This is a genomic window from Kitasatospora sp. NBC_00458, from assembly GCF_036013975.1.
Taxonomy (GTDB): domain Bacteria; phylum Actinomycetota; class Actinomycetes; order Streptomycetales; family Streptomycetaceae; genus Kitasatospora.
On sequence record NZ_CP107904.1, the window covers coordinates 3,237,252 to 3,259,125 of the forward strand.

The 21,874-nt window shown below is 71.4% G+C and carries 13 protein-coding genes, 3 rRNA genes and 1 pseudogene; 2 read left to right on the forward strand and 15 right to left on the reverse strand.

The window, feature by feature from the left end:
• Nucleotides 1-55: 55 nt before the first annotated feature.
• A complete protein-coding gene (locus OG550_RS12810) occupies nt 56-394 on the reverse strand; it encodes a DUF2218 domain-containing protein (protein ID WP_327677056.1) in 339 nt (112 codons plus the stop codon).
• Between the two features lie 483 nt (nt 395-877).
• Here OG550_RS12810 and OG550_RS12815 point away from each other — a divergent pair.
• Nucleotides 878-1,099: pseudogene (locus tag OG550_RS12815) on the forward strand (MarR family winged helix-turn-helix transcriptional regulator); the annotation flags it as partial.
• A gap of 124 nt (nt 1,100-1,223) precedes the next feature.
• Here the strand turns inward: OG550_RS12815 and OG550_RS12820 are convergent.
• Entirely contained in the window at nt 1,224-2,207 is a 984-nt protein-coding gene (locus OG550_RS12820; RefSeq protein WP_327683840.1) for an EamA family transporter, read from the reverse strand.
• A 109-nt stretch (nt 2,208-2,316) separates the two neighbouring features.
• Here OG550_RS12820 and OG550_RS12825 point away from each other — a divergent pair, with 109 nt between their 5' ends.
• On the forward strand, nt 2,317-3,285 hold the full coding sequence (locus OG550_RS12825) for a LysR family transcriptional regulator (protein WP_327677058.1): 969 nt from the start codon (nt 2,317-2,319) through the stop codon (nt 3,283-3,285).
• An 87-nt stretch (nt 3,286-3,372) separates the two neighbouring features.
• Here the strand turns inward: OG550_RS12825 and OG550_RS12830 are convergent, their stop codons facing one another.
• From OG550_RS12830 to OG550_RS12890, 13 genes are all read right to left on the reverse strand, one after another.
• Nucleotides 3,373-4,131 carry a ZIP family metal transporter gene (locus OG550_RS12830; RefSeq protein ID WP_442906149.1) on the reverse strand — a complete coding sequence of 253 codons (759 nt, stop codon included), beginning with the start codon at nt 4,129-4,131 and terminating at the stop codon, nt 3,373-3,375.
• Between the two features lie 379 nt (nt 4,132-4,510).
• Nucleotides 4,511-6,214, reverse strand: a complete 1,704-nt coding sequence (locus tag OG550_RS12835) for a restriction endonuclease (protein ID WP_327677061.1) — start codon at nt 6,212-6,214, stop codon at nt 4,511-4,513.
• A 113-nt stretch (nt 6,215-6,327) separates the two neighbouring features.
• Nucleotides 6,328-8,283 (reverse strand): hypothetical protein, encoded by a 1,956-nt coding sequence (locus OG550_RS12840; RefSeq protein ID WP_327677064.1) that lies wholly within the window; start codon nt 8,281-8,283, stop codon nt 6,328-6,330.
• A gap of 218 nt (nt 8,284-8,501) precedes the next feature.
• The gene (locus OG550_RS12845; RefSeq protein ID WP_327677066.1) at nt 8,502-8,816 is read right to left on the reverse strand and encodes a cupin domain-containing protein; all 315 of its coding nucleotides are present in this window, start codon (nt 8,814-8,816) and stop codon (nt 8,502-8,504) included.
• Nucleotides 8,817-8,995: 179 nt separating this feature from the next.
• Complete coding sequence (locus tag OG550_RS12850; RefSeq protein ID WP_327677068.1) at nt 8,996-9,652, reverse strand: YigZ family protein; 657 nt, start codon at nt 9,650-9,652, stop codon at nt 8,996-8,998.
• A gap of 144 nt (nt 9,653-9,796) precedes the next feature.
• A complete protein-coding gene (locus OG550_RS12855) occupies nt 9,797-11,086 on the reverse strand; it encodes a DUF6986 family protein (protein WP_327677071.1) in 1,290 nt (429 codons plus the stop codon).
• A 156-nt stretch (nt 11,087-11,242) separates the two neighbouring features.
• A complete protein-coding gene (locus tag OG550_RS12860; RefSeq protein ID WP_327677073.1) occupies nt 11,243-13,021 on the reverse strand; it encodes a DUF2637 domain-containing protein in 1,779 nt (592 codons plus the stop codon).
• 210 nt (nt 13,022-13,231) lie between these two features.
• Entirely contained in the window at nt 13,232-13,897 is a 666-nt protein-coding gene (locus OG550_RS12865) for a response regulator transcription factor (RefSeq protein WP_327677076.1), read from the reverse strand.
• The gene (locus OG550_RS12870; protein ID WP_327677078.1) at nt 13,849-15,252 is read right to left on the reverse strand and encodes a sensor histidine kinase; all 1,404 of its coding nucleotides are present in this window, start codon (nt 15,250-15,252) and stop codon (nt 13,849-13,851) included. The genes OG550_RS12865 and OG550_RS12870 overlap by 49 nt, the downstream gene beginning before the upstream one ends.
• 227 nt (nt 15,253-15,479) lie before the next feature.
• A 5S ribosomal RNA gene (gene rrf / locus OG550_RS12875) occupies nt 15,480-15,596 on the reverse strand.
• Nucleotides 15,597-15,681: 85 nt separating this feature from the next.
• A 23S ribosomal RNA gene (locus OG550_RS12880) occupies nt 15,682-18,802 on the reverse strand.
• Nucleotides 18,803-19,079: 277 nt separating this feature from the next.
• Nucleotides 19,080-20,603, reverse strand: a 16S ribosomal RNA gene (locus tag OG550_RS12885).
• The 16S, 23S and 5S rRNA genes sit together here, the layout of an rRNA operon.
• Nucleotides 20,604-21,148: 545 nt before the next feature.
• Nucleotides 21,149-21,850 (reverse strand): nucleoside/nucleotide kinase family protein, encoded by a 702-nt coding sequence (locus OG550_RS12890; protein ID WP_327677079.1) that lies wholly within the window; start codon nt 21,848-21,850, stop codon nt 21,149-21,151.
• Between the last annotated feature and the right edge of the window lie 24 nt (nt 21,851-21,874).

Here is a 21,874-nt window from a genome sequence, read left to right on the forward strand (position 1 = left end):
ACCACCCGCGGGCCTGGGCGGGTCCGGCCGCCGGCCGGCTCAGCTCTCAGCCGGCTCAGCTCTCGGCCGGCTCCTCGTCGTTGCGGTGGACGAGGCCGGTCTCGCCGTTGTCGCGGTGCCACTCGACGACCAGCTCGTCGCGGGCGCCGAAGCGGACCAGGTGGCGGCCGACCACGTCCTCCAGGCCGGGCAGGTTCTCGGTCTCGCCCTCGACCGCGAGGAGCAGCGCGTCGGGGGTGGCCTCCAGCGTGGCGGTGCCCAGGCTGAAGGCGAGGGTGCCGTGGCCGGTCTCCTCGGACCAGTCGGTCTGGATCTTGCGGCTCATGTGGGCGGCGAGCTGCTTGGCGTAGCGGGCGGAACGGTCGGTGGCGACGCGGGCTTCGGAGCGGGGCACGGGCCCTCCAGGGTGCGGGGAGGGAACTTAGGCGGCCCTCACTCGGGGCTTACGCTAACCCAGATACTGAGCCAGGCTCAACATATTTCGGGTGCCTGTCGCCCGCCCGCCCCCGGCCCGTCTCCCGCCCACCCGGCCCGCCGGGCCGGAACCGCCCGAACCACCCGAACCGGTCCGATCCCGACCGGGACCGCCCCGACCGGTCCCGCCCGGTGCGGCGGCGGGCCGGTGCCCCCTTTCGGGCCTGCTTCCGCGCCCGGAGGCGGCCGATACCCTTGGTCGAACACCTGCCGAGGAGAGCCGCCCATGACCACCACGCCGACCGACGACGCGGCGAGCTCCTCCCCCGTTCCGAACGACGCCACAGCCGCCGCCGACACCACGGCCACGGCCACGGGCGACTCCGACACCACAGCCGCCGACACCACGGCCGACACCACGACGGCCACCGCCACCGACACCGCCGCCGAGCTGGCCGACGCGATGACCCGGGTGATCAAGCGGATCCGCCGCCTCACCAGCGAACGACTGGAGCCCTACGGCATCACCCCCGGCCAGGGCCGCGCCCTGCGGGCCCTGGCGCACGCGCCCGGTTGCGAGCTGCCGGACCGGGCCATGCGGCTGAGCGACCTCGCCGACCGGCTGCACATCGCCCCGCGCTCGGCCACCACCGTGGTCGACGCACTGGAGGAGGCGGGCATGGTCGAGCGCGCCCCGGACCCGGCCGACCGGCGCGCCGTGCGGATCGTGCTGACCGCGGCCGGGCGGTCGGCGGTGGAGCGGATCGGCCAGGTCCGGCACGAGGTCGCCCAGGAGTACTTCGGCCCGGTCAGCCCGGCCGACCAGGACGCGCTGCTGCGGGCTCTGCGGAACGCCGAGGCCGCGTACGCGGCCGCCGCGCCCCCGCGTCGGTCGGCGCATCCGACTCCGGCATCGGCACCGTCCCCGGCCCCGTGCTCGCGCCCGGACGCAGTGCGGTGATCCCGATGCCGGTGATCACCAGCAGTGCGGCGGCGCAGGCCTGCGGGCTGACCGGTTCACCGAGCAGCAGCCAGGCCGAGGACATCCCGAACACCGGCACCAGCAGCGAGTAGGGCGCGACGGCGGTGGCGTCGTAGCGGCGCAGCAGGTAGCTCCAGGCGACGAACCCGAACAGGGTGGAGACCAGCCCGACGTAGCCGATCGCGCCGAGTCCGGCCGGGGTGATCTCGCGCAGTGCGCGCAGGTCGGCCTCCGGCCCCTCGACCAGCAGGGAGAGGGCGAGCAGCGGCAGCGGCGGGACGGCGCTGACCCAGACCATCCAGCGCAGCGCGTCCGGCGGGGCGGCCCGGCGGGTCAGCACGTTGGACAGGCCCCAGGCCGCCGCGGCGAGGACGACCAGGGCGAACGCCCCGACCGGTCCGCCGAGGCCGTGGTCGACGGCACTGAGTCCGATCCCGGCGAACGCGACGGCCAGCCCGGCCAGCCGCCGCCCGCCGGGCCGTTCGCCCAGCAGGGCGGCGGCGAACAGCGCGGTGAAGACGGCCTGCCCCTGGAGCACCAGGGAGGAGAGGCCGGCCGGCATGCCGGCGTGCATGCCCAGGAAGAGCAGGCCGAACTTGACCACCCCGAGCACCAGGCCGACCGCGAGCACCCATCGGACGGCCACCCTGGGCGGGCCGACGAAGAAGACCGCCGGGACGGCGACCACGGCGAACCGCAGTGCGCAGAAGAGCAGCGGCGGGAAGTTCTGCAGGCCGACGTGGATGAGGACGAAGTTGAGGCCCCAGACGGCGGCCACCAGGACGGCCAGGGCGATGTGACGCGGGCTCATGCCGCCGCCCGGGGCGGCCTGCGGGGTTGCGGTCATGGGTCGAGGATGGCGGCCCTCCACCGTGTAGCACCAGCGATGAATACTGAAGCCCACGGTTTAGTATCACTTCATGATGGATCTGGGGCGCCTGCGGGCGCTGCACGCGGTGGCCGTGCACGGTTCGGTCGGCGGGGCTGCGGCGGCCCTCGGGTTCACGCCGTCCGCGGTCTCGCAGCAGATCGCCAAGCTGGAGCGGGAGACCAGGACGGTGCTGCTGGAGCGTCAGGGCCGCGGCGTGGTCCTGACGGACGCGGCGCGCGAGCTGGCCGACACCGCGCAGGCGGTGCTGGGCCTGGTGGAGCGGGCGGAGGTCCGGCTGGAGGAGCAGCGCGGCCAGGCGGTCGGACGGCTGCTGGTCGCCGCCTTCGCCACCGGCGCGCGCGGGCTGATGCCGGGGGTCCTGGTCGATCTCCGCGGGCGGTGCCCGGAGCTGGACGTCCGGCTGGTGGAGAGCGACCCGTACCCGGCGGCCGAGCTGGTGGCCCGCGGGGAGGTCGACCTGGCGCTCGTCCAGGACTGGCCGACGGTCCCGCTGCCGGTGCAGGAGGGCCTCTCCCGGCTGGACCTCGGCCCGGACCCGGTGGATCTGCTGCTGCCCGCCGGCCACCCGCTGGCCGGCCTCGCGGTGGTGCCGGTGGGCCGGCTCGGCGCGCAGCGCTGGATCAGCGTGCCGCCCGGCAACATCTGCCACGACTGGCTGGTCCGGACGCTGCGCGAGGCCGGCGAGGAGCCGGACGTCCACTACCAGGTCGGTGAGTTCGAGACCCAGATCGCGCTGATCGCGGCCGGGCTCGGCGTCGGCCTGGTGCCGCGGCTGGGCCGGGGCGTGCTGCCGGCGGGGGTGGTCGCCCGACCGGTGGTGCCGGAACCGGCCCGGCGGGTGTTCGCGATCTGGCGCTCCCAGGCGTCCCGGCGTCCGGCGATCACCGAGGCGCTGCGGGCGCTGCAGGCCCGGTGGGCCGCCGCGGGCGGGGCGGCAGCCGGGTCGGCAGCCGGAGTGGCGGACAGCCGAGCGGACGGGTCCGGGGCGGGCGGGTGACCGCGGGGCGGGGTGGCGTCCGGTCGGCCGGGCGCCGGATCGGCGGATCGGCGGGCCAGCGGATCAACGTCGGCACCCGGGGGTCCGTCAGCCGGCGAAGCCGATCACCAGCCACATGAAGCCGACGCCGACGAGGGTGCAGAACAGGGTGGAGCGCGAGGGGTGCGGGCTGTGCGCCTCGGGGAGGATGTCCGAGGTCGCCAGGTAGAGCAGGAAGCCGGCGAAGAACCCCAGGTAGAGGCCGAGCAGGTGCTCGGAGATGGTGAACAGCAGGGTGATCGCGGCGCCCGTCACCGGCGCCAGCGCGTCCGCCGCGAGCAGGGTCAGCGCGCGCCGTTTGTCGTTCCCGTACAGGCGGGTGAGCGTGTAGGTGTTGAAGCCGTCGGCGAAGTCGTGCGCGACCACGGCGATCGCGACCACCGTCCCGACCGTGGTGCCGGCCTGGAAGGCCGCGCCGATCGCGAAGCCGTCCATCAGGCTGTGGCCGACCAGGGCGAGGGCGGCGGTCAGGCCGACCCCCTGCTGCCCGTCGATCCCGGACCGGGTGCGGCCGTGGGAGTGGGCGTGGCCGTGCGCGGACCGCTGGCCGTGGGTGTGCTCGGCGTACTCGTCCTCGTGGCCGCGGTGGATGGCGACCGCCCGCTCGACGATGTGGATGGTCAGGAAGCCCGCCGCGAACATCAGCAGCGCCTCCGGCACCCCGTGGACCTCCTCGGGCGCCTGGTGCAGCGCCTCCGGGAGCAGGTCGAAGGCGACGACCCCGAGCATCAGCCCGGCGGCGAAGCCGAGCACCAGGTGGCGGCGGTCCCCGGTGCGCTGGGCGACCCAGCCGCCCAGCAGCGTCATCAGGAACGCCCCCGCCGCGACCAGGATCGCGGTCACCGCTCCTCCGCCGTGACGGACCGTCTGTCCATTCCCTCTCCCCCGTGTCCCGCCCGTCCCCGGGCCGGCCGCCGACCGGTGCCGGACGGCTCCGCGGCACCCCGCCCGGCGCCGGGTGCCGTCACTCGGCCGGGCCCCCGGTCACCCGGACGCCCGCGCCCCCAGCCTCACGCGGCGCGCCGGGCGGCGCCCGCCGTACGGGCCGTCAGGGTGAGCCGCCCGCACGGGTCAGGGCCCGGCGCCGGGCCGACCACCGTACTGGACCGGTGGCCCGCCGTCCTCGGTTCCGCCGTCCTCGGTTCCGCCGTACCGGCCGCCGACCGGCGGCGGGCGGGGGCGCCGGTCAGCGGCCGGCGGCGAGCGGCAGGCCGAGGTGGGTGCGGGCCAGCTCGCGGACGCCCTCGCCGTCGACGAGGTGGATGTGCCGGTGCCCGTCCTCGCCCGTGAGGTCGAGCGCACCGTCGGTGAACCGGCCGGTGGTCAGTCGGAGCCCGCGCTCGGCCGACTCCTCGCGGACCGCCTCCGCCAGTGTCCGGATCTCCTCCGCCCCCACCGCGTCCGCGCCGCGGGAGGCCCAGACCACCCAACGGCCGGGGAGGGCACTGCCGGCCGCTCCTTCGCCGGTGGCCACCAGCCCGGCCTGGCCGCGCAGCCGGACGCTCCACTGCGCCAGCCCGCCGCGGGTGAGCAGTTCGCGGACCAGCTGGGCGAACTCGTTGGCCGAGAGGTCCGGCGCGGCCGGAACGGTGGCGGCCGCCAGGGCCGCCGGCTCGACGCCCGCCCGGGCGTACGGGTCGGGGGTGACGGCGGCGCCCAGCCCGCGCAGCCGGACCAGGGCCTCGTCCTGTTCGGCGTCCGCGTAGACGCCCTCGCCGTCCGGCTCCTCGTCGGGGTCGGCGGGGGGCAGCAGCCTGGTGCGGGCCAGGGCGTCCCGGTCGGCGTCCACGCTCAGCAGGCAGAGCGGTTCGGCCGTGCCCGGCTCGCGCAGCCAGCCGTTGAGCACGACGCCGGCCAGTATCTCGTCGGTGTCGACGGCGTCGGCGGCCTGGAGCGCGCGCAGTGCCAGCCTGGCGACCAGCCGCAGGTAGTCGGCGGCCCGGTCGGCCGGGGGGCGCGGCACCGGGAGGATCTCGCCGTCGGCGCCCAGCCGGTAGCCGGCGAGCGAGGGCGCGACGTCGGGGGACGGCAGGTCGAGGTCGAGCACGGCGGTCCGGGTCAGCGGGCGGTAGACGGCGCGGCACGGCGCGGGCAGGTCCTGGGTGGCGGTCTCGGCGGCGGCGAGCGCACGCTCCAGCAGCGACTCGACGGCGGCCGGTTCGGCCAGCCGGTACGCCCGGCGGCACTCCTCCAGCGAATCGTTGTACTCGCGGACCGCGCGTGCCCGGGCCTGCTCGGCCTCCTCGTGGGCGCGCCGTTCGCGGTCCGCGGCCGGGCTGCCGGCCTCGGACCGCCGGGTGCGCCAGACGCGCAGCGCGCGCTGGTGGGTGAGGCGGGCCTGGGCCAGTTCGCGCTGGTAGCCGGAGTCCAGCAGTCGGCGGGACGGGGCCCCGTCCGGGTCGGCGGCCGCCGGTTCGGCGGGCGCGTAGTCCTCCCAGCGCGGTTCCGGGTCCTGCTCGCCCGGTCCTGCCGAGGGGCCGCCCGAGGGGTAGGGCCGCGGCTCGTAGCGGCGCAGCTGGCTCTCGAAGTCCATGGCCGAGACGGGCAGTGCGGCCCGCCGCAGCAGGTCGGCCAGCCGGTCGTGCTCGGCCTGGACGGTGAGCGTGCGGTGGTGGGTCAGGGCGGCGGCCCGGGCGTGGGCGGCGACCGCCTCGTCGCCGCCCGCGCCGTACGGTCCGTCGGGTCCCGGCCCGGACCCCCGGCCGGGGCCCGGGCCGGGCGGCGTGCCGTCCGGCCCCGCACCGGCTGCCCCGGCCGCACCGGCGGCGTGGACCTGGGGGCCGTCCCCGTCCGGTTCCTCGACCCCGAGGTCGCGGAAGACCGAGGCCAGGAAGCCCGGTCGGGGGGCGGTGAGCGCACCGTCGGACTGGCCGTCTGCTGAGTACTGCATCGGTGGTCGTTCCCCCATGCTCGTCCGGCGCCTGCCCGGGGCGGCCGGCGACCCCGGGGTCCGCCCCTGCCGGACATTGTCCACCGAACGGACGCACCGGTCAGCAAAGCCTCTCAGTTGGTGCGGGTGTTGGTCAGGTGGAGGCCGATGTAGCCGACATAGATCCGGCCACTGCCCGAGCAGTCGTCGAGGTAGTGCAGCCTGGGCGCGGTGCGGCCGCCGCCGATCCGCAGGTGGGCGCCCATGAACGCGCGCCGGGAGGCGTCCACGCACTCGGGCACCGGCAGCATCCGCTCGCGCTTCCACTTGGTGTGGCTGAACACCGTCCGGGACTCGCCGCGCACCGCCTTGCGGGGCGGGAAGCGGTGGCAGCCGGCGGGGGTGCGCTCGCACCACTGCTTGAAGTCGCCGCCGGCGCGGCCGTGCACGGCCGCCTCGGCGTACTCCTGGAGCGCCGTCAGGCCGTCCCAGGTGAGCCTGGCCCAGCCGGTGCCGGCGCAGCGCAGCTCGTCCAGGGCGAGCGCGGCCTTCTGGTCGCCGGTGAAGGTGAGCAGCGGGAACTCGCCCAGCCGGGTCATCAGTTCGGTGAAGGTGGCGGGGGCCCCGGACGGACCGGCCCGGCGGCCCGGGCGGCGCCCGGCCGGCGCGGACAGCGAACGTCCGCGCGACGAGGACGGACCGCTGTGCGCGGCCGCCTGCGCCGGTCCGGACGCGGCACCGGGCAGGGTGCAGAGGCGGCCGGAGGACGCCCGGCGGCGCTCACGGCGCAGGCTGTGCCGGACCCGCTCCAGTTCGTCCGCCCGGGCCTGCTGCTCGGCGAGGTCCTGCCGTTCCTCCCGGGTGAGCGCCGCCGACTCGGTCGACTCGGCCGGTGCTGTCGGCGCTGTCGGCCCAGTCGGCGCCGACGCGTCCGGGCAGGCTGCGGCCGGCGCGGCGTTCGGGACCCCGGCCGGGGCGCCGAGCGGCTCCGGCACCGCGAGCGGGGACCGGGGCCGGGGCGGGACCACCCTGAGCACCGGGACGGCGGCCAGCACGGGCGGCAGCGGGAGTTCGGCCGCGATCCGGCGCGGCTCGCGGGCCAGCAGCCCGGCGGCCCGGCGGAGGTCCTCCTCGATCCGGCGCCGGGCCAGCACGGGGTGCCGGGCACCGTCGAACCGGGAGGCCGGGTCCACCTCGGGCAGGTAGGTGCGCACCGCGCCGCCGTAGACGGTGTGGTGCTCCAGCGCGACGTTGAAGCGGGTCCGGGCTCCCGGGTCGAGGACGTAGGCCGTGGCGAGGCCCGGCAGCTGGTCGCAGAGCGGGCCCACCACCTCCTCAAGCCACGGGCCGACGGAGTGGCCGGCCGGGACGCTCGCCACCACGACGGGCATCCGGCGGTCGGGGTCGCACAGTTCGTCGATCAGCTCGTCGACCCCGGCGGCGCCGAGCACGCGCGGCGCGGTCTGGACGGCGACCGGCCCGTCCGCGGCGTCGAGCAGCGGCAGCAGGGTGCGGACGGGCTCGGGCACCGGCACCCGGCCGGGCGTCCGCACGCCGCTGTCGGTGGTGTGCGTCTCGGCCTCCAGCCGGACCCAGGTCGGGCCGGCGGGCCCGGTCGCGACGGTGACGGTGAGCTGGGCGGTCCCGTGCGGGGCCGGGGTGCGGAGCCGGCGGCGGTCGTAGCGGCCGGCGGCCGGGGGACGGCCCTCCGCGGACGCGGTCCCGGCGGTGCGCGGGAGTCCGGCGCGGAGCGGGCCGCCGTCCCGGTCGAGCAGGACACGGTCGCCGAGCCGGAGCCGCTCGGCCGGCGGTGCGGGTGTGGATACGGATACGGGCGCGGCGGGCCCGGCGGCCGGGGGTGCGGGGGCGGCCGCGTGGACGGATACGGCTGCGAGAGGCGGTGCTCCGACGGGCGGGGGTTCCTCGAACCCCTCCTGCTTCAGCCAGTCGGCGAGGTGCCGGTCGGCCAACGCGACGGCGTCGGCGTGCGGGAGCGCGGTGGTGACGGTCATCCGGTAGGGCGTCGCGGAGCCTCTGGAGCCGGACGGACCGGCATGGGCGGGCGACGACGGGGAGCGGTCCGAGGTCATGCGCGTACCTCCGTGGTGCGGGGGTGGGGTCCGGTGTCCTCCATCGATGGGTCATTGGTCCGGTTCGCCGGACCTTGCCCAGGAAACGCCATGGCCCGGAGCGGAAGTTCCGACTCCGGGCCACGTCAATACGTTCGAGTGAATCTACTCAAGCCGCCCTGCGCGCGCCGCGGCGATCTGCTCCACGGCCGGCGGCGGCTCCGGTCGGGCGTCCGGGCTCAGTCCCCGCCGTGCTCGGCGCCGCTGCGGCTCCACTCCGGCTCCGGGACCGGCACGGCCAGCGGGCACCCCTCCGGGGCCTCGTAACTGGCGACCAGGACGACCGGGACGGTCCCGTGGTTGTGGCCGACGTGGACGTGCACCGGTCCGGCCAGTTCGACCAGCGAGTCCCCGGCGCGGCTGACCTCGACGCGGCCGTCGTGCAGGGTCCGGGTGAGCGTCCCCGAGAGCACCACGACGTCGACCCGGCCGGGATGGTAGTGCCAGCCCGTGCCGGCCCCCGGCGCCAGCGTGATGGTCTGGACGACGGGCATCGCGGCCTCGGCTCCCTGGTCGGCGGATCCGACCAGGCTAGGCAGGGCACGCCAGACCCGAAACCGGCCGACCCGGATCTGTCCGAAAACCTGTCCGGAACCGCTACGCCGCCCGGCCCCCGTCCGACGGACCTCCGGCCCGTGCGGCACCGGCCTCGCCGGCCCCGTGCGGCACCGCCTCAGACCGGCACCTCGACGAACGTACGGCCCGCCGCCACCGCGACCGCCGTGCCGCCGGTCGCCTCCGCCAGCCAGGTGTGGAACGCCGCGACCTCCGGTTCCGGCACCCCCACCTCGATCCGCACCCCGGCCGCCTCGTAGCCGAGGCCGCTCACCGTGTACCCGGCCGCCCGCAGGTCGTTCTCCACCCGCCCGGCCCGGGTGTGCCCGGCCGTCACCGCCAGCAGCGCCACCGGCCGCCGCTCCAGCAGCCCGACCTCGTCCAGGGCCTCCGACACCGCGCTGCCGTACGCCCGAACCAGGCCGCCGGCGCCCAGCTTGATCCCGCCGAAGTACCTGGTCACCACGGCCACCGTGTCGGTCACCCCGCGCCGGCGCAGCACCTCCAGCATCGGCACGCCGGCCGTCCCGCCGGGCTCGCCGTCGTCGCTGGACCGCTCGCGGCGCTGGTCCTCCCCGACCACGAACGCGGTGCAGTTGTGCCGGGCGTCCCAGTACTGCTTGCGGATGCCCGCGATGAACGCCTGGGCCTCCTCCTCGTCGGCGACCCGGGCGAGGTGGCAGATGAACCGCGACTTCTTGATCTCGGTCTCGTGACTGCCCGCGGCCCGGACGGTGAGGTACTGCCTGGGGGTCGGCTCCGGCGTGGCGGGCATGGTGAGGCGGTTCTCCCGGAGGACGGCTGAGCGGGCGGGGCGCCCCGGACGCGCGGCCCGGGCGGCCCCGCCAGCCTAACCCCGGCCGGCGGGGCACCGGAGCGCCGCCGGGGCCGGGGCGGCGGGCCCCGGCCCCGGCCCCGGTCAGCGCCCGGCCAGCGCCTCCAGCCGGGCCCGGTCCAGGCCGGTCGCCGCGGCGGCCTCGGCGGGGTCGACCGCTCCGCAGTCCAGCCCGCGCAGCACGTAGCCGCTGAGCGCCCGGGCGGTGGCCGGCTCGTCCATCACGTCGCCGCCCGCCTCGGCGACGTAGGCGGCCAGCCGGGCGCCCGCGGCCGCCAGTCCCTCGCGGTAGAAGGAGTAGACCGCGACGTAGCGGGTCGGCAGGTGGGCCGGGTGCATGTCCCAGCCCTGGTAGTAGGCCCGGGCCAGCGAGCGGCGGACCAGGTCGTGGTGGAGCTTCCAGGCGGCGTGCACCTGCGCGGTGGAACCGGTCGGGATCACGTTGGTCGAGCCGTCCGAGAGCCGGACCCCGGTGCCGGCGGCGGCCACCTGCATCACCGCCTTGGCGTGGTCGGCGACCGGGTGGTCCATGCTCTGGTACGCGGCGCCGACCCCGCAGGAGGCGCTGTAGTCGAAGGTCCCGTAGTGCAGACCGGTGGCCCGGCCCTCGGCCGCCTCGATCATCCGGGCGACGGTGGCCCGGCCGTCCGGTCCGAGGATCGCCTGGGTGGTCTCGATCTGGATCTCGAAGCCGATCCGCCCGGACGGCAGCCCGGCGGCGCGCTCGAAGTCGGCCAGCAGCCGGACCAGCGCGGTGACCTGCTCGGCGTAGGTCACCTTGGGCAGGGTCAGCACCAGCCCGGCGGGCAGACCGCCGTGGGCGAGCAGGGTGGTGAGGAAGAGCTCCAGCGTGCGGATGCCCCGGTCGCGGACCGCCGCCTCCATGCACTTGGTCCGGACGCCGACGTACGGCGGGGCGGTGCCGTCCGCCACCGCCGCGGCGACCAGCTCGGCCGCGCGGACGGCGGCGGCGTCCTCCTCGGCGTCGGGGCGGGCCCCGTAGCCGTCCTCGAAGTCGATCCGCAGGTCCTCGACCGGTTCGCGTTCCAGCTTGGCCCGGACCCGGGCGTGCACGTCGGCGAGCAGCGCGTCGTCCGCCAGGCCGAGGGCGCGGGCCAGCTCGGCCGGGGTCCCGGCGTGGGTGTCGAACGCCTCCAGGGCCCGGCGGCCCCACGTCCGCACGGTGTCGGCGGTGAAGGCGTCGGCCGGGACGTAGACGGTGTGGACGGGCTGACGGGTGCCCGGGTCCCCCGGGTAGCGGCGGGCCAGGTCGGCGTCGACCGGCGCGAGCAGCGCGTCCACTGCGGCGCGGGCGGCGGCGGAGAACCCGGCTCCGCCCGTCGGCCCGGCAGCGCCCACCTCGACCTGCGACATCCGTACTCCTCACGCCGGCGTGCGCGCGGGGCCCGTGCCGGGCCAGCGCTTCAACAGTTTGTTGAGGCGAAGGTAGACCGGCCGGGGTCGGGCGTCAATGACCGACCGAGCGGCGGACGGGCGCCGGGGGCTCCTCCCGGGCGCCGGACGGCGGGGTCAGTCCCGCCCCGAGGCCACGTAGCGGTTGCGGAGCTCGGGGAAGAGCTCGGCCACCTCCTTCGGGTGCACCGCACCGTCCGAACGGCTGCCGGTCACCCCGTACTCCTTGGTCAGCCAGTCGGCGAGCCGCTGCGGGTCGGGCTGGTCGTCGAAGGTGTCGATGTAGCTGACCAGCGCCTCGTACGCGACCTCGGGGTCCAGCCGGTACGAGGCCGGACGCGGCGCGGGGCCGATCGGACGCTCCGAGCGCCCGCCGCCCCCGGGGAACTCCGGCTCTGCGAAGTCCGGCTCGGAGAAGCCCGGCGCCTCCGGGAACTCCGGCGCCGCCTCGAAGCCGGGCCCCTGCGGGTACCCCGGCTCCGCCGCCTCCTCCGCGTACTCGACGTACGCGGCCTGCTCCGCGTGCCCGGCCTGCTCGACGTCCCCGGTCCGCCCGGGGCTCCCGGCCGGTCCGGCGTACGGCGCCGCGGCCGGCCCGCCCTGGACGGCGGCCGCCGCCGGCGGCCCCGGTTGCGCGACCGGCTGCACCTCGGACTCCGTCGGGCGCGGGGGCTTGAACCACGGCGAGGCCTGGCCGGGCACCCGGCCGCCCGGCGCCCCGTCGTCCTGGTGGCCGGTGGTCCGCACCGCGCGCTCGGTCCAGACGTTCAGCTCCTCCTGGGGCGGCAGCGGAGTCTGCTGCTCCTCGCCCGACGGCTCCTGAGCCGCCCTCAGCCGCACCGCCGCGAGCTTGGCCAGCATCGGCGCGGCCACGTCGGCGGGCAGCGGCGCCACCCCGGCCGGGGCCGCCTCGGCCTCGGCCGGGGGCCGGGCCTGGCCGTCCTCCCGGGGCTCCCCCTGCGGTCCGGGCGCCGCGGCCTGCGCCGGGTGCTGGACGTGGACCTGCGGCCGCGGCACCGCCGGTACCGGGACCTGCGGGCCCGCCTGGGGGTCGGCGGGGCCGGTCTGCGCGTGTGCCTGCGGCCCACCGGGCGCGCCCTGCGCTCCCTGGACGCCCGCCGGCGCGAGCGCGCCCGCCGCACGCCCCTCCTGCACCTCCCGGACTTCCTGGGCCGCCCGGACCTCCGGGGCTTCCTTGACCTCCTGGGCCGCCCGGGCCTCCTCGTCCAGCCGGTCGAGCACCGACGGATCGAGCGGCACCCCGTACTTCGCCAGCTTGAGCGGCAGCAGCGCCTGGATCGGCGCCGAGCGGCGCCAGCCGCGCCCGTACCGGAAGCGCAGCTGCGCCCGGTAGACCAGCCGGTTCTGCTCCAGCCGCACGACCTCGTCGTACGAACGCAGCTCCCAGAGCTTCATCCGCCGCCAGAGCCGGAAGGTCGGCACCGGGGAGAGCAGCCAGCGCATCATCCGGACCGACTCCATGTGCCGGTCCACGGTGATCGCGGCGATCCGGCCGACGGCGTGCCGGGACGCCTCGACCACGACGACGAACAGCACCGGGATGACCGCGTGCATGCCCATGCCGAGCGGGTCGCCCCAGGAGGCGGCGGCGTTGAAGGCGATGGTGGCGACGGTCAGCAGCCAGGCGGTCTGCCGCAGCAGCGGGAACGGTATGCGCAGCCAGGTCAGCACCAGGTCCAGTGCGAGCAGCACCACGATGCCGGCGTCCACGCCGATCGGGAAGGCGTAGGAGAAGGTGCCGAAGCCCTTCTCCGCGGCCAGTTCCCGCACCGCGTTGTACGAGCCCGCGAAGCCGATGCCGGAGATCAGGCAGGCCCCGGCCGCGACCAGGCCGAGGAGGCCCCGGTGGGCCTTGGTGAGCGATGGGCGTGCCATTACGTCTATCAACCCCTGGATGTCGGCTGCGGCCGTACGCTGCCCCGGCTGCCGGTTCCCGCTTGTCGCTGCCGGTTCCCGCTTGTCGGGGCGCCGGACTGCTCGGCGGCCTCCGGGCTCGGCCCACCGGAGTTTACTCGTACGCCTGTTTCAGCGTTTCCGCAGCCCGGAGTGTCACCACCCGCACCCGCCCGGGGACCGGGCGGGGTGTCAGCCGGTCCGCTCCGCCGTGCCGTTGAGGTAGGCGAGCACCGCCATCACCCGGCGGTTGGCGTCCTCGGCCGGGGCCAGCTCCAGCTTGGTGAAGATGTTGGCGATGTGCTTCGCCACCGCACCGTCGCTCACCACCAGCCGCGCCGCGATGGCGGAGTTGGAACAGCCCTCCGCCATCAGCTCCAGCACCTCCCGCTCGCGCGGCGAGAGCCGCTGGAGCGGTCCCGGGCGCCGGGAGGTGCTCTGCATCAGCTTGGCGATGACGTCCGGGTCCATCGCCGTCCCGCCGGCCGCCACCCGCCGGACCGCGTCGATGAACTGGTCGGCGTTGAACACCCGGTCCTTCAGCAGGTAGCCGATCCCGCCGGTGCCGTCCGCCAGCAACTCCCGCGCGTACAGCTGCTGGACGTGCTGCGACAGCACCAGCACCGGCAGGCCCGGGATCTCCCGGCGGGCCTGGAGCGCCGCCTGCAACCCCTCGTCGGTGAGCGTCGGCGGCAGCCGGACGTCGACCACCGCGACGTCCGGCCGGTGCGTCAGCAGGGCGTCCACCAGCTCCGGGCCGGTCTCGACGGCGGCCGCGATCGTGAAGCCGTGCGCTTCCAGCAGCCGGATCAGGCCTTCGCGAAGGAGGTAGAGGTCCTCGGCGAGGACAACTCGCACGGCAACTCCAAGGTGATGGTGGTCGGACCGCCCGACGTACTGTCGATGGCGAGGACACCGTCGAAGGTACCCAATCGGCGCTCGATCCCGCGCAGCCCGGTCCCCCGGGCCGGGTCCGCCACACCGACCCCGTCGTCCGTCACCGTCACCCGGAGCCGTCCGGCCCGGTACATGATGTCCACCCACACCTGCTCCGCGCCCGAGTGCTTGGCCGCGTTGGCCAGCAGCTCGCAGACGCTGAAGTACGCCGTCGCCTCGACCGGTGCCGCCAGGCGGTCCGGCAGGCTCACGAACACCTCGGTCGGCAGGGCGGAGTCCAATGCCAGCGCACGGACCGCGTCGCCCAGGCCGCGCTCGGCCAGCACCGGCGGGTGGATGCCGCGGACCAGGTCGCGCAGCTCCTGCAACGCCCGGGCCGAGGACTGCCGGGCCTCCGAGAGGAGCTCCCGCGCCGCCGTCGGGTCGGTCTCCATCAGGTGCTCGATCGTGCCCAGCGTCATCCCGATCGCCACCAACCGCGCCTGGGCGCCGTCGTGCAGGTCCCGCTCGATCCGCCGCAGCTCGGCCGCCTGGTTGCCGACCGCGTCCGCCCGGGTCTCGGTCAGCTCCGCCACCCGCTTGGTCAGCTGGGCGTGCGAGGCCCGGCCGTCCTGGTCCAGCACCCGGCGCGCCAACTCCGCGTAGCCGCGCACCGCGTACGGCGCCGCGACCACCGCGAGGCCGACCAGCGCCGCCCCCAGCACGACGGCACCCAGCGCCGAGCCGCTCGGGACCGGCCCGTACTGCCGGTAGTCCTGCACCGCGGACCCCAGGTACACCGCCCCGCCCGCGGCCAGCCCGAACACCACGGCGGCGAGGGACACCACCGCGAGCGGACCGACCAGCAGCCAGAGCAGCTCCGCACGGGTCGCCCGGTCCCGCGCCGACCAGTGCAGCAGCTGCGCGAGACCCGCCACGGCACGCGACCGGTGGTACGAGTACCCCGTCCACCAGTGACCGCGCTCGTCCGCCTCCAGCGCCGGCCGGGGGCTGTACTCGACGGGCAGCCGCGTCCCGTACCAGCGGAGGACCTGGGCCCGTGTCCGGGCGGCGAACCGGCGCACGAAGAACCCGGCCACCACCGCCCCCGTGGTGGTCCCGGCCACCAGCGCGAAGAGGGCCGCCGGGTAGTAGTACTCCATGAGCCAGGCGACGGTGGCGCCCGAGAACAACGCCCCCAGGACCGGCAGGACCACGACCGGCACCGTCCCCAGGACGAGCAGCGACAGCCGTGCGAGTCCGCGGCCGCCCGACGCCAGCGCAGTCTCGGCCTGGGCGCGCACGGTGCCGCCGCTGAATCGACTCTCTGCTGTCACGGGTGGCTCCTGAATGCTGGTGCTGGTGCTGGTCCTGATGCGGCCGGCCCTGTTCGGACCCGCCTGGTCAAGTGTTCCCTGCGGGAGCCGGCCGGGCACTGGCCGTCCTACCCCGATTCCGAGGTGGTGCTAGGTCCACCCCCGGGTGACGCCGCTTTCCCCGGGTCTTCCCGGAAATGCAAAGAACCCCCGTCCGGATCCCGGACGGGGGTTCTTTGTGAATGATTGTTCGGCGGCGTCCTACTCTCCCACAGGGTCCCCCCTGCAGTACCATCGGCGCTGTGAGGCTTAGCTTCCGGGTTCGGAATGTAACCGGGCGTTTCCCTCACGCTATGACCACCGAAACACTATGAAACTGTCAACCGCACCCACACCGTGACCTGATGTGGGGGTCGTTGTTTCAGAACAACACAGTGGACGCGAGCAACTGAGGACAAGCCCTCGGCCTATTAGTACCGGTCAACTCCACCCCTTACAGGGCTTCCATATCCGGCCTATCAACCCAGTCGTCTACTGGGAGCCTTACCCTCTCAAGGAGGTGGGAGTGCTCATCTCGAAGCAGGCTTCCCGCTTAGATGCTTTCAGCGGTTATCCCTCCCGAACGTAGCCAACCAGCCATGCCCTTGGCAGGACAACTGGCACACCAGAGGTTCGTCCGTCCCGGTCCTCTCGTACTAGGGACAGCCCTTCTCAACACTCCTACGCGCACAGCGGATAGGGACCGAACTGTCTCACGACGTTCTAAACCCAGCTCGCGTACCGCTTTAATGGGCGAACAGCCCAACCCTTGGGACCTACTCCAGCCCCAGGATGCGACGAGCCGACATCGAGGTGCCAAACCATCCCGTCGATATGGACTCTTGGGGAAGATCAGCCTGTTATCCCCGGGGTACCTTTTATCCGTTGAGCGACGGCGCTTCCACAAGCCACCGCCGGATCACTAGTCCCGACTTTCGTCCCTGCTCGACCCGTCAGTCTCACAGTCAAGCTCCCTTGTGCACTTACACTCAACACCTGATTGCCAACCAGGCTGAGGGAACCTTTGGGCGCCTCCGTTACTCTTTAGGAGGCAACCGCCCCAGTTAAACTACCCACCAGACACTGTCCCTGATCCGGATCACGGACCCAGGTTAGACATCCAGCACGACCAGAGTGGTATTTCAACGACGACTCCACAACAACTGGCGTTGCTGCTTCAAAGTCTCCCACCTATCCTACACAAGCCGAACCGAACACCAATATCAAGCTATAGTAAAGGTCCCGGGGTCTTTCCGTCCTGCTGCGCGAAACGAGCATCTTTACTCGTAATGCAATTTCACCGGGCCTATGGTTGAGACAGTCGAGAAGTCGTTACGCCATTCGTGCAGGTCGGAACTTACCCGACAAGGAATTTCGCTACCTTAGGATGGTTATAGTTACCACCGCCGTTTACTGGCGCTTAAGTTCTCAGCTTCGCCTGGACGAATCCAAGCTAACCGGTCCCCTTAACGTTCCAGCACCGGGCAGGCGTCAGTCCGTATACATCGCCTTACGGCTTCGCACGGACCTGTGTTTTTAGTAAACAGTCGCTTCTCGCTGGTCTCTGCGGCCACCCCCAGCTCTGGCAGCAAGTGCCGTCACCAGGAATGGCCCCCCTTCTCCCGAAGTTACGGGGGCATTTTGCCGAGTTCCTTAACCATAGTTCACCCGAACGCCTCGGTATTCTCTACCTGACCACCTGAGTCGGTTTGGGGTACGGGCCGCCATGAAACTCGCTAGAGGCTTTTCTCGACAGCATAGGATCATCCACTTCACCACAATCGGCTCGGCATCAGGTCTCAGCCTTAATGAGTGACGGATTTGCCTATCACTCGGCCTACACCCTTACCCCGGGACAACCACCGCCCGGGCTGGACTACCTTCCTGCGTCACCCCATCGCTCACCTAATACAGACTTGGTTCAGCGGCTCCACCACGTCCCTTTGTCCGAAGACTCCGGGCCGGCTTCACGGCTTTAGCATCACCTGGTTCAGCGTTGGCGCTTCAAAGCGGGTACGGGAATATCAACCCGTTGTCCATCGACTACGCCTGTCGGCCTCGCCTTAGGTCCCGACTTACCCTGGGCAGATCAGCTTGACCCAGGAACCCTTGGTCAATCGGCGCAAGAGTTTCTCACTCTTGTATCGCTACTCATGCCTGCATTCTCACTCGTGTACCGTCCACGACTGGTTTCCACCGCCGCTTCACCCGGCACACGACGCTCCCCTACCCATCACAGCAGGCGTTGGCCCTATATGCTGCAATGACACGACTTCGGTGATGTGCTTGAGCCCCGCTACATTGTCGGCGCGGAATCACTTGACCAGTGAGCTATTACGCACTCTTTCAAGGGTGGCTGCTTCTAAGCCAACCTCCTGGTTGTCTCTGCGACTCCACATCCTTTCCCACTTAGCACACGCTTAGGGACCTTAGTCGGTGTTCTGGGCTGTTTCCCTCTCGACCATGGAGCTTATCCCCCACAGTCTCACTGCCACGCTCTCACTTACCGGCATTCGGAGTTTGGCTAAGGTCAGTAACCCGGTGAGGCCCATCGCCTATCCAGTGCTCTACCTCCGGCAAGAAACACGTGACGCTGCACCTAAATGCATTTCGGGGAGAACCAGCTATCACGGAGTTTGATTGGCCTTTCACCCCTAACCACAGGTCATCCCCCAGGTTTTCAACCCTGGTGGGTTCGGTCCTCCACGAAGTCTTACCTCCGCTTCAACCTGCCCATGGCTAGATCACTCCGCTTCGGGTCTTGGGCATGCAACTCAACCGCCCTATTCGGACTCGCTTTCGCTACGGCTACCCCACACGGGTTAACCTCGCTACACACCGCAAACTCGCAGGCTCATTCTTCAAAAGGCACGCAGTCACGGCCCACCAGCAAGCTGATGAACGACGCTCCCACGGCTTGTAGGCACACGGTTTCAGGTACTATTTCACTCCGCTCCCGCGGTACTTTTCACCATTCCCTCACGGTACTATCCGCTATCGGTCACCAGGGAATATTTAGGCTTAGCGGGTGGTCCCGCCAGATTCACACGGGATTTCTCGGGCCCCGTGCTACTTGGGAGTTCTTCAAACGAGCCGTACAGATTTCGCCTACGGGGGTCTTACCCTCTACGCCGGACCTTTCGCATGTCCTTCGACTATCCATACGGTTTCTGACTCGCCGACCGGCCGGCAGACCGGTCAAGAAAAATCCCACGACCCCGTATCGGCAACCCCTGCCGGGTCTCACACCAATACGGTTTAGCCTCATCCGGTTTCGCTCGCCACTACTCCCGGAATCACGGTTGTTTTCTCTTCCTGCGGGTACTGAGATGTTTCACTTCCCCGCGTTCCCTCCACATACCCTATGTGTTCAGGTATGGGTGACAGCCCATGACGACTGCCGGGTTTCCCCATTCGGAAACCCCCGGATCAAAGCCTGGTTGACGGCTCCCCGGGGACTATCGTGGCCTCCCACGTCCTTCATCGGTTCCTGGTGCCAAGGCATCCACCGTGCGCCCTTAAAAACTTGGCCACAGATGCTCGCGTCCACTGTGCAGTTCTCAAACAACGACCAGACACCCACACTCAACGACCCGAAGACCGCCTCGCATGGGACCGGCATCACTGAAGCAACGACCATACGGCCGTTCCCTCAGGACCCAACAACGTGCCCGACACAGTCAATCCCAGAACGCGTTCCACGCCGAAGCAGTACTAGCCCCTGGTCTCTTCCTGTGCCGAATAGTCAACGTTCCACCCATGAGCAACCGTGCAGGACATTCGCCTGCAAGCGGCTATGTGCTCCTTAGAAAGGAGGTGATCCAGCCGCACCTTCCGGTACGGCTACCTTGTTACGACTTCGTCCCAATCGCTGGTCCCACCTTCGACGGCTCCTCCCCTTACGGGTTAGGCCACCGGCTTCGGGTGTTACCGACTTTCGTGACGTGACGGGCGGTGTGTACAAGGCCCGGGAACGTATTCACCGCAGCATGCTGATCTGCGATTACTAGCAACTCCAACTTCATGGGGTCGAGTTGCAGACCCCAATCCGAACTGAGGCCGGCTTTTTGGGATTCGCTCCGCCTCGCGGCATCGCAGCCCTTTGTACCGACCATTGTAGCACGTGTGCAGCCCAAGACATAAGGGGCATGATGATTTGACGTCGTCCCCACCTTCCTCCGAGTTGACCCCGGCAGTCTCCTGTGAGTCCCCATCACCCCGAAAGGCATGCTGGCAACACAGAACAAGGGTTGCGCTCGTTGCGGGACTTAACCCAACATCTCACGACACGAGCTGACGACAACCATGCACCACCTGTATACCGACCACAAGGGGGCACCCATCTCTGGATGTTTCCGGCATATGTCAAGCCTTGGTAAGGTTCTTCGCGTTGCGTCGAATTAAGCCACATGCTCCGCTGCTTGTGCGGGCCCCCGTCAATTCCTTTGAGTTTTAGCCTTGCGGCCGTACTCCCCAGGCGGGGAACTTAATGCGTTAGCTGCGGCACCGACGACGTGGAATGTCGCCAACACCTAGTTCCCAACGTTTACGGCGTGGACTACCAGGGTATCTAATCCTGTTCGCTCCCCACGCTTTCGCTCCTCAGCGTCAGTAATGGCCCAGAGATCCGCCTTCGCCACCGGTGTTCCTCCTGATATCTGCGCATTTCACCGCTACACCAGGAATTCCGATCTCCCCTACCACACTCTAGCCTGCCCGTATCGAATGCAGACCCGGGGTTAAGCCCCGGGCTTTCACATCCGACGCGACAGGCCGCCTACGAGCTCTTTACGCCCAATAATTCCGGACAACGCTCGCACCCTACGTATTACCGCGGCTGCTGGCACGTAGTTAGCCGGTGCTTCTTCTGCAGGTACCGTCACTTGCGCTTCTTCCCTGCTGAAAGAGGTTTACAACCCGAAGGCCGTCATCCCTCACGCGGCGTCGCTGCATCAGGCTTTCGCCCATTGTGCAATATTCCCCACTGCTGCCTCCCGTAGGAGTCTGGGCCGTGTCTCAGTCCCAGTGTGGCCGGTCGCCCTCTCAGGCCGGCTACCCGTCGTCGCCTTGGTAGGCCATTACCCCACCAACAAGCTGATAGGCCGCGGGCTCATCCTGCACCGCCGGAGCTTTACACCAACCCCCATGCGGAGGAAGGTCATATCCGGTATTAGACCCCGTTTCCAGGGCTTGTCCCAGAGTGCAGGGCAGATTGCCCACGTGTTACTCACCCGTTCGCCACTGATCCACCCCGAAGGGCTTCACCGTTCGACTTGCATGTGTTAAGCACGCCGCCAGCGTTCGTCCTGAGCCAGGATCAAACTCTCCGTGAATGTTTACCGGTAATCCGGTCGACACCCGCGTTGAGCGGCACGGCAACCACCGGAATAGGGTGATCCCGCGCACTGCGTCCTCGCTAGTGTTTTACTTCAAAAGGAATCTCCAACCCCGAAACAAGTCCGAGGCCGGGGATGTCAACATATCTGGCGTTGACTTTTGGCACGCTGTTGAGTTCTCAAGGAACGGACACTTCCTTCAGGCGGCTTTCACACCGGCCCTCCGGGCGCTTCGTTCTTTCGTGTTCCCAGCTTACCAGATGTTTTCCGCACCGTTTCCGGCGCTTCGTTCATCCAACTCGCTGGCGTCTTCTGCGGCTTGACGCCCCGTCCGACGTTCCAAACTCTAGCCGATCCCCGCCCCGAAAGGCGAATCCAGCCGCAATTCCCGGAAATGGACACACCAAATAAACCCTGGCCGGAACGTATCGAAACAAAAGACGACACGCCTCGGCCTGAATCAGGAAGAGGTGGTGTTTCAGAGGATTGGCCGCCCCGGGACCGTCCGCGCAGATGCGTGTCCGGTGCTCCCTGCCGAGCGACTAGAGAACACTACGCCCACCCGGGGCCGGAAGCAAATCGGTGCCCCGGACGATGCGCGTGCAGACCGAGCGGCCGGTCTTCACGTACTCGCCGTTGGGGTGGTCGTTGGTGGCGACCCAGTGGCGGGCGGCCGCCTCGTCCCGGCCTCCGTCGCGGTGGCGGTCGAGGAGGCGCTCCTCCCGTACCGCGTCGTCGGTGTCCACGTACCAGAGCTCGCGGAGCAGCCCTCGGGCCTCCGACCACGGATGGTCGGGGGCGGCGAGGTAGTTCCCCTCGGTGACGACCAGGCGGGTGTGCGGCCGGACGACGTGGCGGGCGGCCACCGGTTCGTCGAGGCGGCGGTCGAAGTCGGGGACGTAGATGTCCTGGAAGCGCTCGCCCGCCACCCTGCGCAGCAGTGCGGCGTAGCCGTGCGCGTCGAAGGTGGCCGGTGCGCCCTTGCGGTGGCCGAGGCCGAGGCGGTCGAGCTGGGCGGCGGAGAGGTGGAAGCCGTCGAGCGGGAGGTAGGCGGCGCTGCCGGGGCCCTCATGGCGTTCGACCTCGGCGACCAGGTGCCGGGCGAGGGTGGACTTGCCGGCGCCGGGCGGGCCGGCGAGTCCGAGGATCACACGCGCACTGCTGCCGGGGCCGCGCAGAAGGCCGAGGGCGAGAGCGGTGGGGCCGTCCGCTGGGCGGCTGTCCGCCGGGCTGTCCGCGTTCATGGGCGCACCCTACTCACCGGTCCG